Genomic DNA, 22,664 nt, shown 5'->3' on the forward strand with positions numbered 1-22,664 from the left:
TTTCGTCTTGAAAAACTGTACCCGTCGTTTTGCCAATTATATCCTGCCTTTCCATTAGCCGGTTCCTTACTATCTATTAATCGTCCGCCAGCTGGAGAACGACCGTTCGCCAATTGACGAACGATTGTCCGCTGGTTGGCGAACGTTCGTTCGCTGGATGGCGGACAACTAATAGTATGTATGAAAAACCTTAATAGATAGTAAAGAAAATGCTAATGGAAAGGCTGAAAAAAAGGAGAAGATAAGGAGCGGCAGGAAAAAAGGCGGCAAAAGGAGACAAAAAAAGCCCCGCTGCATAAACCAACGGAGCCATCGCTTAAAAGAATAAGAAGTAAAGTTTCCGGACTTAGAGATTGTGTTTAATCAGATTCATAAACTCCTCGCGCGTCTTGGCTTGCTGGAAGAAGCCGGTGAAATCGGAGGTGGTAGTAAGCGAGTTCTGCTTCTCCACTCCACGCATCTGCATACACATGTGCTGAGCTTCGATAACAACCATAACACCCAGGGGGTCGAGTGTCTGCTGGATACAATCTTTGATTTGCATGGTCAGCCGTTCCTGTATTTGAAGACGGCGGGCAAAAATGTCGACTACGCGTGGGATTTTGCTCAATCCCGTAATATATTTTTTAGGAATATAAGCGACATGGGCCTTTCCGAAGAAGGGCAACATGTGATGTTCGCAAAGGGAAAAGAAGTCGATGTCCTTTACTATTACCATCTGCTTGTAGTCTTCTTCCTTGAACATGGCTCCGCGAAGCACGGCTGCGGGGTCCTCGTTGTATCCTTTCGTCAGGAACTGCATGGCTTTGGCTACTCGTTCGGGAGTTTTCAGCAAACCTTCACGGTCTGCATCTTCACCCAGCAGATTGATGATACTTTTATAATGTCCGGCCAGCTCTTCACGGGCCTGCAAAGTGTTTTCGTTTGCTTCTTCTTTTGTCATAACTGATTTATCGGCGAACGGTTTCCGCCTTTGATTAGTTCAATGGGATATTAACTTCTTCCTTTACGATATACATCTCCTTTTTATAAGCGGGAAATGCCTCCATCAGCAGGCGCTGCAAATGATAAGCCTCTTCATGGGTACGGAAATCGCCTACGTGCAACTTCCAGAAAGGAGCGTTGTAGGTAACATAAGTCGGGACATCCGGGAAAAGCTCTTTGATTTCCTTCTCCTTGCTGAAAGCTTCATCTTTCGATTTACGCTGATTATTTCCCGAAAAAACTTGGGCGCGGAAACCTTCGACCTTCAGGTAAGTCGTGCTATCCGTCTTTTCCACATTCTCACCGGACAAACGTACTCCCACCATGCGCCGTAGTTCGTCGGGCTGATGTACTACGACCGTACCTTTACCGGCTTTGTTTTCCTGCAAGGCATCGAAGATAGTGGCCGGTCCGTCATCCTCTGTCTGGGCGAACAATGAAGATGTGCCAAACAGCAGATAAAAAGAAAGTATACAAGAAATTCGTTTCATATTCGGATATCGTAATTATGGAGACGAGGGGCGCTCGTCTTGTTTATAAACAGAAGGGCGGGCTTGGCCCGCCCCTATCCGTATCGGATATATATTATTTATCGAAAGCTTCGATAATCGGCATGAATTTATCTACTGCCAAAGAGGCGCCACCGATTAGACCACCGTCTACGTTCGGTTTGGAGAACAATTCTTTTGCATTGCTGCCGTTACAGCTACCGCCGTACAGGATTGTGCAGTTGTCGGCTATTTCGTTGCCATATTTAGCAGCCAGAGTAGCACGGATATGAGCATGGATTTCTTCAGCCTGGTCGGAAGTAGCGGTTTTACCCGTTCCGATAGCCCAAACCGGTTCGTAAGCCAATACAAGCTTGGCAAAGTCTTCAGCAGACAAATCGAACAGAGAACCTGCAATCTGAGCGTCTACGACTTCAAAATGTTTGCCGGCTTCTCTTTCAGCCAAAACTTCACCGATACAGAAGATAGGAGTCAGGCCGTTAGCCAGAGCTAACTCAACCTTCGTCTTCAGGATTTCGGGAGTTTCGTGATAGTAAGCACGTCTTTCGGAGTGACCCAGGATAACATATTTAGCACCTGTCGAAGCAACCATGGCAGCAGAAACTTCACCTGTGTAAGCACCCTTTTCCTTATCAGCGCAGTTTTCAGCGGCAACACCAATCTTGTTTGTATCGATGGCAGCGGCAACGCTTGCCAGATGAGTAAACGGAGTGCCGATGATTACATCGCAATTCAGAGTTTTACCTTTCAGAGCTTCGTCCAAACCTTTTGCCAAAGCAAGGCCTTCAGGAAGGGTCGTGTTCATCTTCCAGTTTCCTGCAACAATATTCTTTCTCATGACTTAATTAATTAAATTATATAATACAATAAATTATTTCTTTGTCTTGCGCTTACGACGGAAGCGCAGAAAGTCGTACACCCAAACAAGCAGCAAAGGTACGGTAAAAGTGAATAGGTTGGTTACGAGCCGGGGCGCTTCTTTTGTTTTTGTAACAGTCCCGGTCAGGCAACTGTCCATTACCGCTTTTACGTCTTCTTCGGCAGGGATGTCATTGTAATGCCATTTGCCCAAGATAGTACCGTCTTTCAGTAACATCAGTCCGGGGTTGGAGCGTATCATCGTCTTCAGCAATACTTCGTCCGCCATCCGGAAAGGGTATTCGGCTCCGGTATTGTCACTCCAGGTATCGATAGCCTCCTTCGACGAACCGGTAACACAATAAAAAGGTATCTGATGTTCGAGCGCATAATCGTATACGCCGTTTATTTCATCCATCTGTTCGTCGTCTGCGTCTTCCAGCTTCGGAGCGATAAGCAAAAGGAGCGGCTCGGGATTATTCAGAATCTCATCGGTTACATCTTCGCCTTCGCCATCATAAATATTAAAAGCGGCAACCGGGGGAACATATCCTTGCTTTACCAACTCGGTTTTAGAGTCGACGAAAGTCCATGTACTGTCGTTAGCCGGGTAATCATTAAGACCAAATTCCTTTTTTACGCCGTCCTTCTCATAGATAAACGTATATTTATATTCATCTTCGGGTGCTCCGGCAGGTATCTCCATCAACGAAGGGATATTTGCGCCAATCTTATAAGGACGGAAATCAAGAACCGGCAAGTGATTATAATTATAATAACCAAAGCCTACTCCGAACAAATAAGCATACAAGGCAACAAACCAGTAAACCTTGAAAGTATATCCTTGCAGCAATCGTTGATTATAGATAAAGGCGATGACGGCTGCGGCAGAGAGGATTATATTTTTAAAGAATGTCTCCCAGTTCGAAATGACCAAAGCATCACCGAAGCAACCGCAATCCGAAACCGGGTCAAATAAAGCCAGATAGAGAGTCAAAGGCGTCATAAACGCCATAAACAAGAGTATCAGGAAAGAAACATAACGCCGGTACACACCCAGCAACATGCAAACGCCTAACGCGAACTCGATAGCGGAAAGATTAAAAGATAGTAATACGGAGAAAGGTTGTAGTTTGTCCAATCCGAAAGAGCTCAGGTATTCGCCAATCTTGATTGCAAAGCCCATCGGATCGACAGCCTTTACGAAGCCGGAGAAGATAAATACAACTCCCAGCAACAGACGGCTGCATTCAACCAATATCTTTATTACAGTATCCTTATACTTCATTCGCCATATTCCAGTTTTATCAGTCCGAATAATGCATAATTTATCATATCCATGTAGTTGGCATCCACACCTTCAGACACAAGCGTCTTACCTCCGTGGCTCTCAATCTGCTTGGTACGATAAAGTTTCATCAGGATTAAGTCGGTATAAGAGCTGATACGCATGCTCCGCCATGCCTCATCGTAATCGTGGTTTTTGGCATACATCAGTTCTTTTGTTTCCGTGATATATTGATTGTACAAGGCTAATGCCTCTTCAATCGTCATGTCGGTAGTATCCGAAAAGCCTTTGGCCAGCTGGATAAGTCCAATCACTCCATAATTCACAATGGCAATAAATTCGGGACGTATTCCTTCATTCACCATGCTCACTCCTTTTATTTCAAGGCTGCGGATACGATTGGCTTTAATAAATATCTGGTCGGTCACCGACTCCGGACGCATAATCCGCCAGGAAGGACCGTAATCTTTCAGTTTCTTCTCAAACAACTCCCGGCACAGGGATATTACCTTTTCGAACTGTTCTTTCGTATCAGCCATATATACTTCTTATTTTCACCGATGCAAAGATACGGATAAATCCAAACCTTACCAAAAGAGAACTTACTTTAACAGCAAAGACGAAAGGAGGGGCATCGGTAATAAAGAAAAAAAGCCACCTATCGCATAGGCAGCTTTCATATTGTCGGTTAGTCCTTTTCTTTCTATTAAGAGCAACGAAGTGAACGTCCTAACTTCAGGATTGTATTCGTCGTTATCCCATTCAGTTGGCACAATTTGGAAACGGTTGTTCCGTATTTAGCAGCGATAGCACCCAAGGTATCGCCGGATTTTACACGATGATAAACAGGATTCGCCGAATCTGATGTAGCATTTTCCTGATTTAAAGAAGCAACGGCTGCCGCATCGGCTTCTACCGTAGTTTTCTTCGTCACGACCTTTTGAGTGTCGGATACAGGTTGTTTATCCGAAGCGATGGTTGAACTGCAACGGATAGATTGGCCTATACGTAAAACGGAAGTACCCTTCAAGCCGTTCAAGCGACACAATTCATTGACTGTGGTGCCATACATGCGGGCAATCTTTCCTAATGTCTCCCCTGATTTTACACGATGGTAAACCAATTGATTGGAAGATGAAGTATAAATATTACTACGACGGCCGTTTATTTTTACATTGTGGAATACATAAACATCCTGATGAGGCACGCCATTCTCAAAATCGATAATATCGGCCGGATTAATAGCCTGTCCCAGAAAACGGGTTTCAAAATGAAGGTGCGAACCGGAAGAACGTCCGGTATTTCCACCTAAAGCAATCGGATCACCGGCATGGACAATATCATTCGGATTAACCAATGCCTTCGACAAGTGACCGTAAACCGTTTCCAAACCGTTCGGATGGCGAATAACCAAATAATTACCATATCCGCGACGCTCATAATTCTTTATCCGGACTTTCCCGTCAAAAGCCGCACGAATAGTATCACCCACCAGTACCTTCAAGTCGATGCCTTTATGCATACGGCGGCGGCGGGGACCAAATTTAGAAGTTATTCGAGCTACAGAATCAATCTTAATCGGATAGACAAATGAAGAACAATTGATTGCGCATGAATCAGGAAAGTTCACTTTATTTCCTCCGCGGAAGGGGTCTACAAATTGGTTTTCCCAATTGGAACCATATAGTTCATCGGCAGGAAACATCAAATTTTCCCTTGCAAGTTCAGCCCTTTCATCAATAACGGCAAGTTCTTTAAGAGCTGTCTCTTTCTTGAATCCAACCCGATCTGCCATTAATTCAGAAACACGCTTATCCATCTTCCTAATCTGTATCACCTGCTCCGGCGCTTCTCGGTTTTCCTGCGCATTAACAGTGACAGCCGAAGCCATGATAGTGGTACAACAAATAAATAGTAATGTCCTTATTCTCATTATTTTTATCACTTTCGAACAGTTATAAGGCAATAAACGAAGAAGAGGCCGGGACGACCTCATTCATTGCCATCTCGTCAAAGGTCGTAATTTTGAATAAACTCTCAAAATACAATAAAGAAAAATTTCAGCAATGAAGTTTAAGAAAAACAAAACAACCAAAGGAATTCACTGTTATACAACATATTACACAAAAACATGTTTCACAACATGTTAGCTAATCATCCCCCAATTCACCTTTCTTGCGAAGAGAGTTTTTAGCCTTTCGTTCAATACCCGGTTAGGTTCGGATAACAATTCCGGGTCTTCGTTCAATATATCCTGGGCAATATCGCGGGCATATTGCAGAATTTGTCCGTCGGCGGCCAAGCTCGCAATTTTAAGCTCCACCCCTTCCCCGCTCTGTCTGGTTCCTTCCAAATCACCATGTCCGCGCAAGCGTAAATCGGCTTCGGCTATCTCAAAACCATTATTGCTATTGACCATAATTTCGAGACGTTTACGGGTTTCATTACTCAATTTATAAGAAGAGACAAGGATACAATAAGATTGCTCGGCGCCACGTCCGACGCGGCCCCGAAGCTGATGCAATTGGGAAAGACCGAAACGTTCGGCACTTTCTATCACCATGACGGAGGCATTCGGGACATTCACACCCACTTCTATTACAGTTGTCGCCATTAATATCTGGGCTTCTCCGGAGACAAACTTCTGCATTTCCGCTTCTTTATCAGCAGCTTTCATCTTCCCGTGCACCATGCAGACTTTATATTCGGGGAAAACTTCTTTAAATGTTTCAAAGCCTTCTTCCAAATTCTTATAATCCAGTTTCTCGCTGCCCTCAATCAAAGGATAAACAACATAGACCTGTCGCCCCTGCCGAATCTCTTTATTCAGAAAGTCATAAAGTTGAGCCTTCTTATTATCATAACGGTGAAGTGTCTGTATAGGCTTACGTCCCGGAGGTAATTCATCGATGACAGAAACATCCAAATCGCCATATAGCGTCATGGCCAACGTTCGGGGAATAGGGGTCGCCGTCATCACCAACACATGAGGCACAATTGCATTTTTCATCCAAAGACGCGAACGTTGTTCCACCCCAAAACGATGCTGTTCATCTATAATAGCCAGTCCTAATGACGAAAACACGACCGTTTCCTCAATCAAAGCATGCGTTCCGATGACAAGCTGTATTTCGCCGCTGGCAATTGCCGGTAATATCTTATTCCGTTCTTTCTTCTTAGTCGAACCTGTCAAAAGAGCGACGCGGATATCCATATCTTTCAGGAAGCCCATTACCGTGGCATAATGCTGGTTTGCCAGAATTTCGGTTGGAGCCATCATACAGGCTTGGCAATGATTATCGACAGCCAACAACATGGCCAGCAAAGCGACAAGCGTCTTTCCACTTCCCACATCTCCCTGCAACAAGCGATTCATCTGTCGGCCGCTCCCCATATCCGCTCTTATTTCACGAACCACCCGTTTTTGGGCATTCGTCAGTTCGAACGGCAAATATTCTTTATAGAAAGTATTGAAATACTGCCCCACTGAAGGAAAAACAATCCCTTTCAACTTCAAACGGCGCACACTGGCCATACGAAGTATATGCAACTGGATGAAAAACAGTTCGTCGAACTTCAACCGGAGTTGGGCATTCCTGAGTTTATCGACCGACTCCGGGAAATGGATATTCTTAATCGCTTCCGCCAAGGGCATCATGCGGATACGCTGGAGTATAGCGGGAGGAAGTGTTTCAGGCAAAGCCCAGTTCAGTCCGCTTAAAAGAGTATATTGCAAATTCTGGATAGCACGCGAATTCAGAAAAGATTTCTTCATCTTTTCCGAGGTATTATAAAAAGGAGTCAGTCCGTTCGCTACCTGTTCAGCCTGCTCTACCGGATCCACTTCCGGGTGAGCGATATTGTAAATATGACCGAATTCAGTCGGTTTACCAAATACGATATAATCGACACCCGGCTTAATTTTATCCGTCACATAAGCAATCCCCTTAAACCAAACCAAATCAATCGTACCGGTTCCATCCGTAAACTTGCCGATTAAGCGCCGGGTACGTCCTTCCCCTACCGTATCAAAATAAAGGATTCGTCCTTTCAATTGTATATAAGGCATCTCTCCCGTAACCTCGGCCACTTTATAGAAACGGCTTCTGTCTACATATTTATACGGAAAGTAAAACAATAAATCTTCATAGGAGGAAATACCGGCTTCCTTCTGCAGAATCTCCGCCTTCTTGGGCCCTACGCCCGGCAGATACATGATAGAACGTTTATCGAGGTCGAGCATTACCTTAAGTTATTTCTTTTCAAATACATTTTTTCCGATGATATAGGCATATAAAGCCTATATCTCAAACAGCATTCGATTTAACTCCAATTCCGGACAAAGATAGCCTCTTTTTCCATTGTTCCAAATACCAGCCTCTGTAAGCCTGTATTTTGAACAAAAGGATATTAAACTTCATATTAGCTATATTTTCGTCAAACAACTTTTAATACACAAACGATACGGGAATAGGCTCACTTTGCGAACAACGCTTCTGCCACCCGCAAATCGAAAGGGTTTGTTATCTTTATATTTTCCCGGTTACCGGGAACGGTTGCGACCGGATGTCCGGAAGCTTCTACCACGGAAGCATCATCCGTAAACCGGTCGGCGTAAGGCTGAGCGTATGCTTTTATCAATACGGCATAGTCGAAAACCTGCGGTGTCTGAACTGCCAGATAACGCGCACGGTCCACCGGATGAGAACCTGTCTCATCAACTTCGCGCAAAGAGTCGATTACCGGGACTACAGGGATAGCCGCTCCGGTGCGGTCTGCCTCCGCAAAACAAGCATCTATCACCTCCGGGGCGACAAACGGGCGGACACCGTCGTGGACACCGACCCGTATTTCCTCCGGACATCCGGTTCCCTTTCCTAGCTCCTTCGAAAGCAATTCCAATCCGTTCCGAACCGAATGAAAACGGGTTTCCCCACCATTTGCAATCCAATGCGGCACTTTACAGCCGATTTCTTTGCAAAGCATCTTCCAGTAAGCCTGATGCTCTTCCGGTAAAACAAGAATAAGCCCGGCCGCAGAATCCCAACGATGAAAAGCTTCAAGCGTATGCATCAAAACCGGCTTACCTTCTATCGGGATAAACTGTTTCGGCAAATCCGTCCCCATACGAAGTCCACGGCCGCCGGCCACTATCAAGATATACTTTTTCATTATTCCAGTTCTTCTAACACCTTCTTGACCTCTTCGTCCACTTTATATAATTTCTCTTTACAGAGCTTTATCAAGCGAGTCGCTTCCTTTACTTTCTCAGAAAGAATATCAACATCCAAATCACCGTTCTCAATATCGGCTACAATCTTACGAAGTTTATCGACCGCTTCGTTGTATGTTTCTTTTTTTCCAGCCATAATATGTTGTGTTTTATTGTTCGTTGTTCTCTGAATCATTGATAGACAAATGGGCGGCCACAAGCGTTTTCCTGACAGTCGAAACCACTTCCCCATCGGAAAAACGGGAGATAAGAGTATCTCCTTCCCGGAAATCCGTGGCATGTTTCATTATTTTGCCATCCTTCAAGGTAAGGCTATATCCCCGTTTCAGTACATAATCGGGCGAAGCCATCCGGACAAACTGTTCGGTCAGTTGGATAAAACGACTATATTCCGTTAAACGGGAAAACGTAAGGCTTTTCAGCGAAAGCCGTAAGGTTTCCAGCGAAGAAGCGCGCAGCTTTAAAAGAGAAGATGCCGTAACGGGTAATTGAGCCCCCAGACGCTGCAACTGAGCCCGGCTGCGTTCTATCCGATTGGTAGCAACAGCCGGCAACCGACTGCCCAGTAATTGTAAAAAGTTCTTTTGTTTCAGCAAAATATCAGACGAGAGAAGAGAAACATTTTGTTGCAGTTCATCCAACTCACCGGCAGCCAAATCCATCCGCCCAATCAGGTATTCGGCAACAGCCGTCGGTGTTTTCATCCGGGTATGAGCGACCATATCAAGTATCGTATCGTCGCGTTCGTGCCCGATACCGGTAATGACAGGCAACGGGAACTGGGCGCAATTAGCAGCCAACAAATAGGAATCAAAGCTATTCAGGTCCGAAGTAGCCCCTCCTCCCCGTATAATAACCACCACGTCAAAGCAGTCTATATGCCGATAAATATGGTCCAATGCCGCAATGATGGACTCTTCCGTCCGTTCTCCCTGCATCAGGGCCGGGAAAAGACGGAAGTAAAAAGGATAACCCGCCTTATTATGAGAAAGTTGATTCACAAAGTCCTCATATCCGGCAGCCGTCGGCGAAGTGATAATAGCTATGCGCCTGGGCAATACGGGAAAAGGTAATTCCTTATTCAGGGTAAAAACACCTTCCTCTTTCAACTGGCGGACTATCTCCATCCGCTTCCGCACCATATCTCCCAATGTATAAGCCGGGTCTATATCCAAAACCGTCAAACTATACCCGTAAAGTTCATGAAATTCGACCGCAACCTTCACCAATACTTTCAGCCCCGAAGCAAACAACTGTCCGGTTTCCATCTCGAAATAAGGTTTCAACATACGAAAAGTCTTCGCCCAAATGGAAGCCCTGGCCCGTGCGACCAGCTGCCCGGTAATCGCATTTTTCTCGATAAACTCGAGATAACAATGACCGGAAGAGGCATTTGTACGTACATCACTCATTTCCGCACGCACCCAACAGGTGTCCGGGAATGCGTTATATACAGCTCCTTTCACCCGGTTGTTCAATTCCAACAACGAGAGTTCCTGCCGCTCCTTATTCCGGTTATTTTGTTCGTGAGGCATTTTTGCGTTCCTTTCTATAAGCTTTATAAATATCAGGAATACCGTATCCCAGTTCCCGCTCCGGCTTTTTATACTTACTGGAGAAACGATGCAACAGCACAATCATTTCTTTATTACTCAGCCGGGGAAGCGCTTGCCAGAGGCAAATTCCCATACCGGCCAAGATAGGAGTTGCAAACGAAGTCCCGTTCGCATACCGGATGCTGCCGGAAGGGTCAATCACGCAACAGCCGGAGCCAAGAGCCACCGCATCCGGTTTCACCCGCCCATCGGCAGTAAAACCGACAGAACTGAAATTGCTTCTTTTCTTATCAGCACAGACAGCTCCGACAGTAAATATTCCTTCCGCATCGGAAGGGAAAGTTATTTTCCCCCAATCGCTATTTCCTTCGTTACCGGCACTACAAAAGACCAATATTCCTTTCTCGGCGGCCAAACGGGCGGCACGGCTAATCATCGCAGTCCGTCCGTTCAATTCCGACTGGTCGTACGACAATTCGTCCGCATCATAAGCAAAATATCCTAAAGAAGAAGTGATGACATCTACGCCCACACTGTCTGCATATTCGACTGCCGCCGTCCAATAATCCTCTTCTATCGGGAATTCAGAATCACTATCTTCGCTTTTTATCAACAGATAAGATGCCTCCGGAGCCGTCCCCAACATTATTCCGGGAATGTTGGCGGCCAGGCAGGAAAGTACTTTTGTTCCGTGGTCGTCGCCTACATATACACTACAATCGGGGAAGACAACGTTGTGCGTTCCCAATATTTTCAGCGAATCAAACGCACTGATACGGTCTACGTTTTGGAAACCGGCATCGATAACCGCTACGCGCATTCCTTGACCTCTGAAACCGGCTTCGTGCAATTTAATGCCGTTTAGCATTTCTATCTGCTTTCCTGCATATCCATAAATATCGTCCAATGGTTTGTCCGAAGAGACCAGGCGTTTTTCCGTCTTTGTTCTCTCTTCCGGAAACCTATGCGTTCCTTTCCATATCCATTTAACCGAATCCACAATCGAAAGTTTGCTCAACTTATCGGCTACCGTACTGTCTTTACTTTCCATTACTACGGTGGAAAACCATTTACTTTTCACAAGCGGCTTTGCTCCTGTAGCAGATAACGTATCGATATAAGCCGGGGCAATCGGAAAATCAGTTTCCGTAACAGCAATCCCGTCTTTACCGCGTCGTTCGATGGACTGGCGGGAAAGATAAGCTTCCGGGTATTCAGTACTGCAACCTGTATCACCTTTGTCTTTCAGATAAACACGGAAACAATAGCTTTCTCCGGCCGAAAGCCAGAGAGGAAAAAGAGTCAATAATAAGATTGTTTTTATCAAATTATCCATAATCATACTTCATACATCAAATTCTCTCGGAAAGAAGAATCAAAAACAACACAAAGATATAAAAAAACCCGGCGACTTCTCAGAGGCCGGGCCATTTGTTGACATATTTATTTTACTCTTTAATCTCGCAGATAGGAATTTCCCGTTTCACACTTTGACGCAGCGAAATCAACGTTTCCGTAGCCGTCACTCCCGGTATTTCCTGGATTTTGGTATTCAACAATTCCATCAGATGTTCGTTGTCACGTGCATACAATTTGATGAGCATCGTGTACGGACCTGTTGTGAAATGGCATTCCACCACTTCCGGTATTTTCTCAAACTCCGGCACTACATCCTTATACATAGAGCCACGTTCCAGTTTCACTCCGATATAAGTACAAGTGTTATAGCCTAAAATCTTCGGATTAATATGATAGCCTGACCCAACGATCACATTCATATCAATCATGCGTTGCACCCGTTGATGAATAGCGGCACGAGAAACGCCACACTCTTCGGCTACATCCTTGAAAGGAATCCTGGCATTTTTTGAAATAATGTTCAATATCTGCCGGTCCAGTTTGTCTATCTTTTCCATTTCTAATTGCTTTACTTCCTTTTCTTTTAGATTTAATGTATCAAAAGTATATAATTAATTTCAATCTCATATCATTATGAAAGAAAAAAGTAGAGAATAAATAATAAAAGCGGGCAAAAAATGCTTTTTAGCATATTTTGCCCGCTTAATTTATGTCTAAAAAGACAGTTCGTTACTTTTTAGCCGGTTCGTCTTTTACGATATCAAGTAATTCAAGTTCAAACTTCAAAGTAGTATTCGGTTTGATACCTTGGTAACCACGTTCGCCATAAGCTAAATCGGAAGGAACCCAAACGACATATTTGGAACCCAGCGGCATCAACTGCAGAACTTCCGTCCAACCCGGAATTACCCGGTCAAGTGCGAATTCAGCCGGTTCGCCGCGTTCTACAGAACTGTCGAATACGGTTCCGTCCAGCAAAGTTCCGGTATAATGAACTTTCACTTTATCTCCTACTACAGGTTTTGCTCCTGCTCCTTCTTTTTCAACTTTATATTGCAAACCGCTTTCGGTTGTGAATACACCGTCTTTTGTCTTGTTTTCAGCCAGGAATTTTTCACCTTCTTCTTTTGATTTCTTTGCTTCTTTAGCTGATGCTTCTACAAAATAAGTCTGAAGATAAGCCTGAGCAGCCTGCGGAGTCATTTTCATCGCAGCCGAATCACCTTTGATAGCCTGAACGAAGCCGGCAATCAAGTCGTCGACATTTGCAGGATCACCCGGCAAAGTTTTCAAATTTTCTTTATAACCGGCACCCGTACTGATACCGATAGCATAGCTCGCGCTATCTGCAGCGGTTTTTAATGATGCACTTTTGGAAGAACCAGAAGAACATGAAGTAATCCCCACGCTCATAGCTACAATCGCTGTAGCAACTAATACACTAATCTTTTTCATTTTTCTCTATTATGTTATTTCACTATATCCAATAATTCGACATCGAAAACCAAAGCACTGTTCGGTTCGATAGCTTCACCTGCACCATGCTCTCCATAAGCCAGGTTGGAAGGAATAAAAAGTCTCCATTTCGAGCCTACTTCCATCATCTGCAAAGCTTCCACCCATCCGGGGATTACTTGCGACACACCGAATACGGCCGGTTCGCCCCGCTGCACAGAGCTATCGAATACGGTCCCGTTAATCAATGTTCCGTGATAATGACATTTCACCTTGTCGGAAGCAACCGGTTTTGCCCCTGTTCCCTTTTGCAATACCTGATATTGCAGACCACTGGGTAATGTTACGACACCGGCTTTGCCTTTATTAATGTTCAGGAATTCTTCTCCGGCCTTTTTGTTCAACTCCAGTCTTTTCTTCTGAAGATCCGTGAAATAGTCGTTGATAACCTGCTTTGCTTCGTCATAACTGATTTCCGGCTTAGCTTCCTGAAGCACGTCTTTCAAACCTTTTACAAAATCCTCTATCTGAAGATTGTCTATGCCCGAGTTCTGGAAATTATTCCCGATACTTAAGCCTAGTGCATAACTTACTTTATCCATTCTTTATTTTTTCAACTAATTGTGCGCTACAAAAGTAATGCTTTTAACCAACAAAACGTCAATCAGCTACATTTTTTTATTACAGATGTGTCAGAATATGAAAATAACCTACATCTTTTGAATGTAAAAACAGGAGTGGAGGAACAATTGTTCAGCCACAGCGTCAAAGAATCGAATTACACACATTACCGCCCCCGGAGACATGTTCCTTCCAAGGTCTTCATAAAAGAAACACAGACCATTAGAAAAGAAAAAGGGCCCTTTCTTCGCAATATTTCATCCCTATGTTTCTACATTTTCTTCCCGAGCTATTTATTGGCTGATAATTATCGGCCAGTTGGCTGACGGTTATCGACCAGCTGGCCGACGGTCATCAGCCAATTGGCCGACAATTATCAACATAAGAATAGCTCCCATATTATTTTAGTTTTCCTCGTATGCTTTTTCTATTTCGGGCAGGCGAAAAAACAACCCTCTTCCCGTGCTATTTTTAAGGATACATTTTGTACTTTAGCATCCTGAAGATGTTCCTTGTTATCTTTTAAATGAAAAATATAGTATGAAAACAAATCTAAAAGCATTGGTCAGCGGATGTATTGTTTTTTCTTCATTAACAACCTCCTGCCAACCAGTAAAAATGGCAAACGATACCAATCAGCCCGAAAGAAGGGAAAAAACAGCCTTTCAGACCGGACAGCCCTGGAAACCGGTTACCGATGTGCGGGCGGATGTCGCCATCGTTTATGGAGTAGGTGGAAACCCTTCGGAAAAACGTTCCGGGCTGACTTTCGAACAACGTGTACAAAGTTGGCGGGACAGAGGGTATATCACGCACTTCATGACCGGTATCGCGTGGGGAGAATATAAAGATTATTTCACCGGCGAATGGGATGGCAAATGGCATCTGGACGAAGGGCAGGTGACGCAAAAGGGAGATACAATCTGGCACGGCCGGATGGTTCCTTATATCGTTCCTTCCATGAATTTCATCAAATATATGCAGGAAAGACATATCAAGCGCGTGATCGATGCCGGCATCGATGCAATCTACCTGGAGGAACCTGAATTCTGGGCACGCGGAGGTTATAGCGAGGCGTTCAAACGGGAATGGAAAGAATATTACGGTTTCGACTGGCGTCCACAGCATGAAACAGCCGAAAATACCTATCTGGCGAATAAGCTGAAATATCACCTATACTACCGGGCACTGAACGAATGTTTCACCTACGCGAAAGAATACGGGAAAAGCAAAGGAATGGATGTTCGTTGCTACGTACCGACTCACTCGCTGGTGAATTATTCACAATGGCAAATTGTAAGTCCGGAAGCAAGCCTCGCCTCTCTTCCCTGCGTAGACGGGTACATTGCCCAAGTCTGGACCGGGACTTCCCGTGAACCGAACTATTTCAACGGAGTGGCGAAAGAGCGTGTATTCGAAACCGCCTTTCTGGAATACGGATGTATGGAATCTATGACAGCCCCCACAGGCCGCAAAGTATTCTTCCTGACCGACCCGATTGAAGACTGGCCACGCGACTGGGCGGACTATAAAAAGAACTATCAGGCTACTTTCACGGCAAAGTTGCTTTATCCGAACAATAACAACTACGAAGTAATGCCATGGCCGGACCGTATCTACGAAGGCCTGTACCGCACCAGTGCAAACAGCGAAGAGAAGGCTCATATCCCGCGTTTCTATTCCACGCAGATGCAGGTCATGATTAACTCGCTGAACAATATGCCGCTGTCCGGCAACAAAGTGTCCGGTTCCTCCGGTATCAGCGTCCTGATGGCAAACTCGCTTATGTTCCAGCGTGCCCCGCAACCGATAGCCGGATACGACGACCCGCAATTATCCAATTTCTACGGGCAGGCATTGCCTTTCCTGAAACGAGGAGTTCCCGTACATCTGTTACATCTGGAAAATGTAGCATATCCGGAAACGTGGAAAAACACGAAAGTCCTCTTGATGACTTATTCCAATATGAAACCTTTGGATAAAGAGGTACACAAACACATTGCCGAATGGGTAAACAACGGCGGCGTATTGGTCTACAGCACGCGCGACACAGACCCTTTCCAATCCGTACAGGAATGGTGGAATCAAGGTGAAGAAAAGTTCAAGACACCATCAGAGCACCTGTTCCGGTTGATGGGCATCGATAAAGACGCCAAGGAAGGCGAATATACGTACGGCAAAGGGACCATCTATGTTATCCGTCAAGACCCGAAAGAGTTTGTCCTGAAAGAGAACGCGGATACAGATTACGTCGCAACCGTAAAACGCCTCTATGAAGAGAAAGCCAACGCCGGTACGCTCCAATTCAAAAACAATTTCTATCTGGAAAGAGGCTTTTATGACTTGGCGGCAGTATTGGATGAGGGCGTAATCAGCAATGAGGCTTATACAATCAAAGGCAAGCTGATTGATTTGTTCGACCCTGAACTCCCTGTATTAAACGAAAAAGTAGTCAATCCCGGCGAACAAGCTTTCCTGATAGACATCAACCGCGTGGAAAACCGGAATCAACCGCAGGTATTATGCGGAGCAGCCCGCGTATATGACGAAAAAGCGACCCGGAATACTTATTCGTTTGTAGCAAAAAGTCCGCTCAACACGACAAACGTAATGCGCGTATTGTTGCCTGCCGCCCCCAAAGAGGTGGTAATAGCCGATGCAAACGGGCAAAAGATTGCCGGTGGCAGCCAATGGGACAAAGCAAGCAAGACGTGCCTGTTAACCTTCGAGAATAATCCCGAAGGTATCCATGTTTCATTCAACTGGTAAGCGGCTCACTTTGATATTGAAAGCCAGATATTCCGGGGCCGGGCATTATCGAATAAATCAGCCCCGGAATATCTAAATAAAATATTATCTTTGCCGCAGTTTTTAATCTTTAGACTAACGAATTATAATCCATGAAACTTAAAAATTTATCTATTTTACTCTGTAGTTGTCTACTCGGCAGCATGTCGTGCAACCAGCCGGCAGTACAGGAAGCAAACCATGATGTCGCCATAGCCGACTCCATGCTCAACAACATCCTGACAAAATACAACGTCGAAAAATACGGCTTATTGCAGGAGACTTACCCCGTAAATCCCCACAACCAGGTAACCTATCTGGCAGAAGGTGCGGAACAGAAACGCGAACAGGAAGTATCTTTCCTCTGGCCATATTCCGGCATGTTGTCCGGAGGGATTGCCCTTTACAAGACAACCGGTGATGCCCGGTATCTGAAAGTGCTGGAAGAACGTATCCTTCCGGGGCTGGAACTATATTGGGATAACATGCGCGAACCGTTCTGCTACCAGAGTTATCCGATGTTCAACGGCGAAAGCGACCGCTTCTACGACGACAACGACTGGCTCGCAATCGACTTCTGCGACTTGTACGGCCTGACTCAAGACAAAAAATATCTGGAGAAAGCGGAAGCCCTCTACAAATACATCTTCAGCGGATGGGACGATGTGCTGGGTGGCGGTATCTACTGGTGCGAACAAAAAAAGACTTCTAAAAACACCTGTTCCAACGCGCCGGCAGCCGTGCTTTGCATGAAACTCTATAATCTCACGAAGAATCCGGATTATCTGGCGCAAGCAAAGAAAACATACGACTGGACCAAACAGAATCTCCGCGACCCCGAAGATTGTGTCTACTGGGATAACGTCCGCCTGAACGGTAGTGTAGACAAGGCCAAATATACGTACAACAGCGGTCAGATGATACAAGCCGGCGTACTTCTCTATCAGGAGTCCGGCGACGAAGCTTACCTGAAAGACGCACAGGAAACAGCCCAGGGAGCTTACCAACGTTTCACGGAAATGCGTGATGTAGACGGCAAAGAGACTCGTTTCTATACCGCCAGCCCCTGGTTCAATGTCATCCTGCTACGTGGTCTGACGGCTCTCTATGAAATCGACAAAAACCCTGAATACATCCGGACAATGGCAGAGAACGCCCGTTACGCATGGAATCATACCCGCGACGAAAACGGTTTCCTCGACAACGACTGGACCGGCATCAAGACGAAAAAGCATAAATGGCTCCTCGACAATGCCTGTATGATTGAATTATTCTGCGAAATCAGTAACATTAAATAAACAACAACATGACTACACGAAGAAACTTTCTGAAAACAGGCGGTCTGTCACTGGCCGGTCTGATGGTTGGCCAAAAGTCGTTCGCCCATCTGGTAAACGAAGCCGAAAACGGAACTGCCGGCGTAGCCGCTTCCATGCAATATGTCTGCAAACGTCCTCCATTGGCAAAACGCCAATTTACCTCCGACGCCGTAGAAAAAGCTATCGCTACGACAAAGGCAAAACTGAAAGACCCGAAACTGGCCTGGATGTTCGAAAACTGTTTCCCGAATACGCTGGACACCACTTGCGAACACAAAATGAAAAACGGCAAGCCCGACACATTCGTCTTGACCGGCGACATCCCTGCCATGTGGCTGCGTGACTCGTCCGCACAGGTATTCCCGCATATCCAGTTTGCGAACGACGACCCGAAAGTGAAGACAATGCTGGCCGGCGTTATCAACCGCCAGACTTGGTGTATCAACATCGACCCGTATGCAAACGGTTTCAACGAAGGCCCGACCGGTAGCGACTGGGAAAGCGACAATACCGACATGAAGCCGGAACTGCACGAGCGCAAATGGGAAATCGACTCTCTTTGCTACCCCATCCGCTTGGCTTACCATTTCTGGAAAAAGACAGGCGACACCACTCCTTTCGATGCCGAATGGGACAAAGCTATGAAAGCCGTTTACCGTACTTTCATCGAACAGCAACGCAAAGACGACCTCGGCCCGTACAAGTTTACCCGCAAAACCGACCGTCAGGGCGACACCCTGCTTAACTTCGGTTACGGCAGCCCGGTAAAGCCGGTCGGACTAATCGTCTCCTCTTTCCGTCCGTCGGACGACGCTACCCTGTTCGGCTTCCTGATTCCATCGAACCTGTTTGCCGTAACATCTCTGCGTCAATTAGCCGAAATGATGCGCGAAATCAAGCACGACAACGACTTTGCCCGTCAGTGCGACTCCCTCGCTGATGAAGTACAAGCCGCCATCGAAAAATACGGTATCATCGAACATCCTGAATTCGGTAAAGTATATGCATTCGAAGTAGACGGTTACCACAACCATGTCTTCATGGACGACGCAAATGTTCCGAGCCTGCTGGCACTGCCTTACCTGGGCTGTGTCGAAATCAACGACCCGGTCTACCAGAATACCCGCCGTCTGGTCCTGAGCGATGCGAACCCTTATTTCTTCAAAGGAAAAGACGGCGAAGGCATCGGCGGTCCGCATATCGGTTTCGGCTTTATCTGGCCGATGTCCATCATCATGCGTTGCAATACGACAAACGACAACGAAGAAATCCGCAAATGCGTCAAGATGCTTCGCGATACGGATGCCGACACCGGCTTCATGCACGAAGCCTTCCAGGTAGACGACTCGAAGAACTTCACCCGTCCCTGGTTCGCATGGGTGAACACGCTTTTCGGCGAAATGATTTACCGGTTGGTGAATGAAGGGAAAACGAATATTTTAAATAATCTTTAAATTACTTTTCTCTTGACAGAAAAGTAATCAAAAGGTCAAGGCCGCACCTGGCGAGCTACTTCGTTCCCTTCGTTCGCTGTAGCAGATGAACTCGCTTCGCTCAAACAACATCTGCTCCGGACGCTCACTACGGTCTCTGCGCTTCACGCTCACCAGTTGAGGCCGGAGACAGGAAGCGGAGCTTCCTTTTGGAATGGCTGATACCGCCTGTTATATAGGTGTCGGCATCAGCCATTCTAAGAGAAAGCTCCGCTTTCTTATGGACGGCCTCTGCGGGTAGGCGTGAAGCGAAGGTAAAAGACGAAGCGGAAAGAGCAGCGGCTGTTTGAGCGAAGCGAGTTCCGCTGGTCGAGCGTAGTCTTTTGCCGGAGTAGCCTAGCCGCTGAAGCCTTGACCTTTTGGTTACTTTTCTGTCAAGAGAAAAGTAACAGATTACTATTGAAAACCAACCAGAATTACATACTTTTGCAAGTATATAATTCAATACCCATGAAGACTTCATTCATTCTCCTGTTCATATCCCTCATCTGCGCTTTCCCTGTTCGAAGCGAACAAGCGGCAACACCCGCTCCATGCGAGGATTTCGACAAACAAAGCAAAGCCCTTTTCGCCCAAGCGCAAGAAGCGCAACAGAAGAACAACTATCCGGAAGCCATCGCCCAATACGAGAAACTGATTGCACTCACCCCGCCCGAAGGATGCGAACAAGCCTCCGTCACATTAGCCGACGGACTGCTGCAACTCATGTATTGTTACATCTTCGACAATCGCAGGGAAGACGGAGCAGGCTATTTCACCCGTCTCCACGAAGAGAACCGATTCTGGATTGTCCGCCATTCTCCCCGCGACATCGAGATATGCCTCGCCTATTCCCTCTACGAAGCTGCCCGCCCGGACAAAGCCGTCGCCATCATCGACAGCACGCTGGCACGGCCCAACAACGGAAGGAGCGACGACCAGCTTTACGCCGACTACGCCATCTCGTCTGTTATCTACAACCAGGTCGGACAAATCGGCAAAGCCATCGACTGCAACACGAAAAGCTTAGCCATCCTCCGCAAGATGGAGAACAACCCCAACATCGTATTCGTCCTCGGCAACCTCATCTGGCAATACCAGCAGATAGGTGAATTTGAGAAAAGCCTTGCTGCCTACGACGAACTGCTCCGTACCGAAGTCATCAAAAACATCCCCTACGGGCTTTGTACCGCCGAAATCAACATCGTCGAGCTATACAACGCCTGGGGACTGGAAGACGAGGTGGAAACCCACCTCTCCCTCGCCCTCGATGCCGCCCGCCAAAGCGGAGTGCCCGAAGCCAGTCTCCGCTGCTTCACCCGCACCGCCTGCCACGCCCTACAACAAGGCGACACCCTGCACGTCCCTGCCCTACTCGACAGCATCGCCGCCTATCTCCCGGAGAAGGAGCAGAGCAACTATTACCGGCAACTTTACGACAACTTCCGCAACATCTATCACTTGCAGACAAGCCGGCAGGACACGCAGTCCCTCGCCGCCGACGCCCGTAGACAACTCGGACAACTGCAAGCTGCCGTGCCCGACCACCTCAACACCCTGGCTCTCCGCCTCCTCGGTGACGCCCTGGCAGGCAGAGGCGAAACCGCCCTGGCCATCGAAGCCTATCGCGCCTGTTGCGACTATGTCGAAAAAAACAAGCTGCTGAACGAACAGCGTCACATATACTTCGGCCTCGCCCGGCTCTATACCCGGACAAACCGTTATGCCGATGCAACCACCTATTTCGAACGCGCCGAAGAAGCCAACCGCCTGTTCACCCTGCAACGCAACGCCGCCCTCATCTCGCAGTTCCGCGTCAAATATGAAACACGTGAAAAAGAACAAGCCAACCAGCTCCTCCGCTCCGAAGTACAGCTCAAACAGCGCACGCTCGAATTCTATACCGTCTTCGGCATCGCCCTCATCCTCCTCGGCGGTATCTTCGCCCTCTGGATTGTAATGCGCCACCGTGCCCTGAAGATGCAGCACGAAGCGGACAACAAGCAGCATGAACTCGACCTCATTCGCCAGCAGGAAGCCCAACTGATAATCGAAGAAAAAGAGCACCAGCTCCGCCTAATGCTGAACGAACGGCAGGAATTGAACCGCAAAAATGAGGAACTGCGTGACAAACTCGAACACAGTGACGCCCAAAGTTGTTTGCAAGAGGTCATCAACAGCCTCTCACCTCGCTTGCTGACGCTCGAAGAGGAACAGAATTTCCGTCATCAGTTCGGTATCATCCATCCCCAATTCCTCTCCCGCCTGCGCGATATATGTCCGACCATCACCCGTTCCGAAGAATTGTTGGCGATGTTGATACGGCTAAAGCTAAACACCGAAGAAATCGCTTTCGCGCTGGGTAATAATCGTCCCAGCGTACACTCTTCACGCTCCCGTTTACGCAAAAAAATGGAGATAGATAAAGGCATTTCTCTCGAAGAATACTTCCGAAATCTCTGAATCCCTTGAAAGAAAAGGCGCCGAACAGCCGACACAATTCATTTATAACCAATCCCTTAATCATTTGTACAGACTTTTGTACAGAAAACTATCAATAGGGAAACCTTTCATTATCCTTTGCCTTTCCATAGTTTCGTCACTGAAATGAAAAAGATAAAAGGCACACGGAAAATAGTCATGTTGATATTGTTGTTGGGATGGACGATAATCGTTGCCGTCCTCTATTTCGTTAATCGCATACTGGACGGTGCAATCGTACCCCCTCGATTATTCCTTCCGATAGGCGGCATCATCCTGTTGCTCGCCAGTTACCTAATCGTAAGCATTATGCAATACAACCGGAATATCCGCTCTTCCCACGAGCGAATTCATCGTATAGAACGCGAGATTATGGATACACTGGAACAAATCCGGCAGCATGAGGCAAACCGTACCCAAGCCTCCCAACCCGTGGCCGGCACACCGAAAAGTTACCGTCGGGAGCTTGAGACGAAATCGCCCAAGTTCATCGAAAAACTCCGGGAAGCAGTGCCCGGCCTCACCGAAGGCGAGGAAAACCTCTGTGTCCTCATCAAGCTCAACCTGAAAAACAAAGAAATAGTACACACACTCGATATCGACAGTAATACCATCTACACCTTCCGTTCGCGTCTCAAACGCAAGCTTCCGCTCGGCGAAAACGACACGATGGACGAATGGATACGGAAACTGGAGTGAGAAAGCATCGCGAAGCCCGAAATCGGGACTATACAAAAGAGAT

The 22,664-nt window shown here is 46.6% G+C and carries 20 protein-coding genes; 5 read left to right on the top strand and 15 right to left on the bottom strand.

Annotation, left to right across the window (positions count from 1 at the left end; all coding sequences use genetic code 11):
• Positions 1-346: 346 nt before the first annotated feature.
• From folE to DW103_RS14900, 14 genes are all read right to left on the bottom strand, one after another.
• Positions 347-943, bottom strand: coding sequence for a GTP cyclohydrolase I FolE (folE, locus tag DW103_RS14835; protein ID WP_122277519.1), 597 nt, complete (start codon positions 941-943; stop codon positions 347-349).
• A gap of 34 nt (positions 944-977) precedes the next feature.
• Positions 978-1,475: an SPOR domain-containing protein gene (locus DW103_RS14840; RefSeq protein ID WP_122277521.1), complete on the bottom strand. Its 498-nt coding sequence runs from the start codon at positions 1,473-1,475 to the stop codon at positions 978-980.
• Positions 1,476-1,569: 94 nt separating this feature from the next.
• Positions 1,570-2,331 carry a triose-phosphate isomerase gene (gene tpiA / locus DW103_RS14845; RefSeq protein ID WP_122277523.1) on the bottom strand — a complete coding sequence of 254 codons (762 nt, stop codon included), beginning with the start codon at positions 2,329-2,331 and terminating at the stop codon, positions 1,570-1,572.
• A 33-nt stretch (positions 2,332-2,364) separates the two neighbouring features.
• Positions 2,365-3,639 carry a BT_3928 family protein gene (locus tag DW103_RS14850; RefSeq protein WP_122277525.1) on the bottom strand — a complete coding sequence of 425 codons (1,275 nt, stop codon included), beginning with the start codon at positions 3,637-3,639 and terminating at the stop codon, positions 2,365-2,367.
• Positions 3,636-4,178: a DUF1599 domain-containing protein gene (locus DW103_RS14855; RefSeq protein ID WP_122277527.1), complete on the bottom strand. Its 543-nt coding sequence runs from the start codon at positions 4,176-4,178 to the stop codon at positions 3,636-3,638. The genes DW103_RS14850 and DW103_RS14855 overlap by 4 nt, the downstream gene beginning before the upstream one ends.
• 167 nt (positions 4,179-4,345) lie before the next feature.
• Positions 4,346-5,572, bottom strand: coding sequence for a peptidoglycan DD-metalloendopeptidase family protein (locus DW103_RS14860; RefSeq protein WP_122277529.1), 1,227 nt, complete (start codon positions 5,570-5,572; stop codon positions 4,346-4,348).
• A gap of 213 nt (positions 5,573-5,785) precedes the next feature.
• Positions 5,786-7,882: an ATP-dependent DNA helicase RecG gene (recG, locus tag DW103_RS14865; RefSeq protein WP_122277531.1), complete on the bottom strand. Its 2,097-nt coding sequence runs from the start codon at positions 7,880-7,882 to the stop codon at positions 5,786-5,788.
• 233 nt (positions 7,883-8,115) lie between these two features.
• Positions 8,116-8,811: a 2-C-methyl-D-erythritol 4-phosphate cytidylyltransferase gene (locus DW103_RS14870; RefSeq protein ID WP_122277533.1), complete on the bottom strand. Its 696-nt coding sequence runs from the start codon at positions 8,809-8,811 to the stop codon at positions 8,116-8,118.
• Positions 8,811-9,008, bottom strand: a complete 198-nt coding sequence (xseB, locus tag DW103_RS14875) for an exodeoxyribonuclease VII small subunit (protein WP_122277586.1) — start codon at positions 9,006-9,008, stop codon at positions 8,811-8,813. Before xseB ends, DW103_RS14870 begins: the two co-directional genes overlap by 1 nt.
• Positions 9,009-9,021: 13 nt before the next feature.
• Positions 9,022-10,407, bottom strand: coding sequence for an exodeoxyribonuclease VII large subunit (gene xseA, locus DW103_RS14880; protein WP_122277535.1), 1,386 nt, complete (start codon positions 10,405-10,407; stop codon positions 9,022-9,024).
• Positions 10,388-11,764: a S8 family serine peptidase gene (locus DW103_RS14885; RefSeq protein WP_122277588.1), complete on the bottom strand. Its 1,377-nt coding sequence runs from the start codon at positions 11,762-11,764 to the stop codon at positions 10,388-10,390. The genes xseA and DW103_RS14885 overlap by 20 nt, the downstream gene beginning before the upstream one ends.
• A gap of 112 nt (positions 11,765-11,876) precedes the next feature.
• The gene (locus tag DW103_RS14890) at positions 11,877-12,344 is read right to left on the bottom strand and encodes an Lrp/AsnC family transcriptional regulator (protein ID WP_122277537.1); all 468 of its coding nucleotides are present in this window, start codon (positions 12,342-12,344) and stop codon (positions 11,877-11,879) included.
• A gap of 172 nt (positions 12,345-12,516) precedes the next feature.
• Positions 12,517-13,242, bottom strand: a complete 726-nt coding sequence (locus tag DW103_RS14895) for an FKBP-type peptidyl-prolyl cis-trans isomerase (RefSeq protein ID WP_122277539.1) — start codon at positions 13,240-13,242, stop codon at positions 12,517-12,519.
• 14 nt (positions 13,243-13,256) lie between these two features.
• Positions 13,257-13,844, bottom strand: coding sequence for an FKBP-type peptidyl-prolyl cis-trans isomerase (locus tag DW103_RS14900; protein ID WP_122277541.1), 588 nt, complete (start codon positions 13,842-13,844; stop codon positions 13,257-13,259).
• A 637-nt stretch (positions 13,845-14,481) separates the two neighbouring features.
• Here DW103_RS14900 and DW103_RS14905 point away from each other — a divergent pair.
• The 3 genes from DW103_RS14905 to DW103_RS14915 all read left to right on the top strand — a co-directional run bounded on the left by DW103_RS14905 (position 14,482) and on the right by DW103_RS14915 (position 19,423).
• Positions 14,482-16,632: a hypothetical protein gene (locus DW103_RS14905; RefSeq protein ID WP_233545708.1), complete on the top strand. Its 2,151-nt coding sequence runs from the start codon at positions 14,482-14,484 to the stop codon at positions 16,630-16,632.
• Between the two features lie 182 nt (positions 16,633-16,814).
• Positions 16,815-17,948: a glycoside hydrolase family 76 protein gene (locus tag DW103_RS14910; protein WP_233545709.1), complete on the top strand. Its 1,134-nt coding sequence runs from the start codon at positions 16,815-16,817 to the stop codon at positions 17,946-17,948.
• A gap of 8 nt (positions 17,949-17,956) precedes the next feature.
• A complete protein-coding gene (locus tag DW103_RS14915) occupies positions 17,957-19,423 on the top strand; it encodes a glycoside hydrolase family 125 protein (RefSeq protein WP_122277546.1) in 1,467 nt (488 codons plus the stop codon).
• Positions 19,424-19,550: 127 nt separating this feature from the next.
• Here the strand turns inward: DW103_RS14915 and DW103_RS18495 are convergent, their stop codons facing one another.
• Positions 19,551-19,925, bottom strand: a complete 375-nt coding sequence (locus DW103_RS18495; protein ID WP_233545706.1) for a hypothetical protein — start codon at positions 19,923-19,925, stop codon at positions 19,551-19,553.
• Here DW103_RS18495 and DW103_RS14925 point away from each other — a divergent pair.
• Both DW103_RS14925 and DW103_RS14930 read left to right on the top strand, forming a co-directional pair.
• A complete protein-coding gene (locus DW103_RS14925; RefSeq protein ID WP_122277548.1) occupies positions 19,913-21,904 on the top strand; it encodes a tetratricopeptide repeat protein in 1,992 nt (663 codons plus the stop codon). The two genes, DW103_RS18495 and DW103_RS14925, sit on opposite strands and share 13 nt — an antisense overlap.
• Before the next feature lie 144 nt (positions 21,905-22,048).
• Complete coding sequence (locus tag DW103_RS14930; protein WP_122277550.1) at positions 22,049-22,621, top strand: hypothetical protein; 573 nt, start codon at positions 22,049-22,051, stop codon at positions 22,619-22,621.
• Positions 22,622-22,664: the final 43 nt, after the last annotated feature.

It is taken from the genome of Parabacteroides sp. AM08-6 (assembly GCF_003473295.1).
Classification (GTDB): Bacteria; Bacteroidota; Bacteroidia; order Bacteroidales; family Tannerellaceae; genus Parabacteroides.

What these genes read in the sequence shown, in the direction of transcription:
- folE (WP_122277519.1), bottom strand. Translation starts at nt 943, where the DNA reads ATGACAAAAGAAGAAGCAAACGAAAACACTTTGCAGGCCCGTGAAGAG.
- DW103_RS14840 (WP_122277521.1), bottom strand. Translation starts at nt 1,475, where the DNA reads ATGAAACGAATTTCTTGTATACTTTCTTTTTATCTGCTGTTTGGCACA.
- tpiA (WP_122277523.1), bottom strand. Translation starts at nt 2,331, where the DNA reads ATGAGAAAGAATATTGTTGCAGGAAACTGGAAGATGAACACGACCCTT.
- DW103_RS14850 (WP_122277525.1), bottom strand. Translation starts at nt 3,639, where the DNA reads ATGAAGTATAAGGATACTGTAATAAAGATATTGGTTGAATGCAGCCGT.
- DW103_RS14855 (WP_122277527.1), bottom strand. Translation starts at nt 4,178, where the DNA reads ATGGCTGATACGAAAGAACAGTTCGAAAAGGTAATATCCCTGTGCCGG.
- DW103_RS14860 (WP_122277529.1), bottom strand. Translation starts at nt 5,572, where the DNA reads ATGAGAATAAGGACATTACTATTTATTTGTTGTACCACTATCATGGCT.
- recG (WP_122277531.1), bottom strand. Translation starts at nt 7,882, where the DNA reads ATGCTCGACCTCGATAAACGTTCTATCATGTATCTGCCGGGCGTAGGG.
- DW103_RS14870 (WP_122277533.1), bottom strand. Translation starts at nt 8,811, where the DNA reads ATGAAAAAGTATATCTTGATAGTGGCCGGCGGCCGTGGACTTCGTATG.
- xseB (WP_122277586.1), bottom strand. Translation starts at nt 9,008, where the DNA reads ATGGCTGGAAAAAAAGAAACATACAACGAAGCGGTCGATAAACTTCGT.
- xseA (WP_122277535.1), bottom strand. Translation starts at nt 10,407, where the DNA reads ATGCCTCACGAACAAAATAACCGGAATAAGGAGCGGCAGGAACTCTCG.
- DW103_RS14885 (WP_122277588.1), bottom strand. Translation starts at nt 11,764, where the DNA reads ATGGATAATTTGATAAAAACAATCTTATTATTGACTCTTTTTCCTCTC.
- DW103_RS14890 (WP_122277537.1), bottom strand. Translation starts at nt 12,344, where the DNA reads ATGGAAAAGATAGACAAACTGGACCGGCAGATATTGAACATTATTTCA.
- DW103_RS14895 (WP_122277539.1), bottom strand. Translation starts at nt 13,242, where the DNA reads ATGAAAAAGATTAGTGTATTAGTTGCTACAGCGATTGTAGCTATGAGC.
- DW103_RS14900 (WP_122277541.1), bottom strand. Translation starts at nt 13,844, where the DNA reads ATGGATAAAGTAAGTTATGCACTAGGCTTAAGTATCGGGAATAATTTC.
- DW103_RS14905 (WP_233545708.1), top strand. Translation starts at nt 14,482, where the DNA reads ATGGCAAACGATACCAATCAGCCCGAAAGAAGGGAAAAAACAGCCTTT.
- DW103_RS14910 (WP_233545709.1), top strand. Translation starts at nt 16,815, where the DNA reads ATGTCGTGCAACCAGCCGGCAGTACAGGAAGCAAACCATGATGTCGCC.
- DW103_RS14915 (WP_122277546.1), top strand. Translation starts at nt 17,957, where the DNA reads ATGACTACACGAAGAAACTTTCTGAAAACAGGCGGTCTGTCACTGGCC.
- DW103_RS14925 (WP_122277548.1), top strand. Translation starts at nt 19,913, where the DNA reads ATGAAGACTTCATTCATTCTCCTGTTCATATCCCTCATCTGCGCTTTC.
- DW103_RS18495 (WP_233545706.1), bottom strand. Translation starts at nt 19,925, where the DNA reads ATGAAGTCTTCATGGGTATTGAATTATATACTTGCAAAAGTATGTAAT.
- DW103_RS14930 (WP_122277550.1), top strand. Translation starts at nt 22,049, where the DNA reads ATGAAAAAGATAAAAGGCACACGGAAAATAGTCATGTTGATATTGTTG.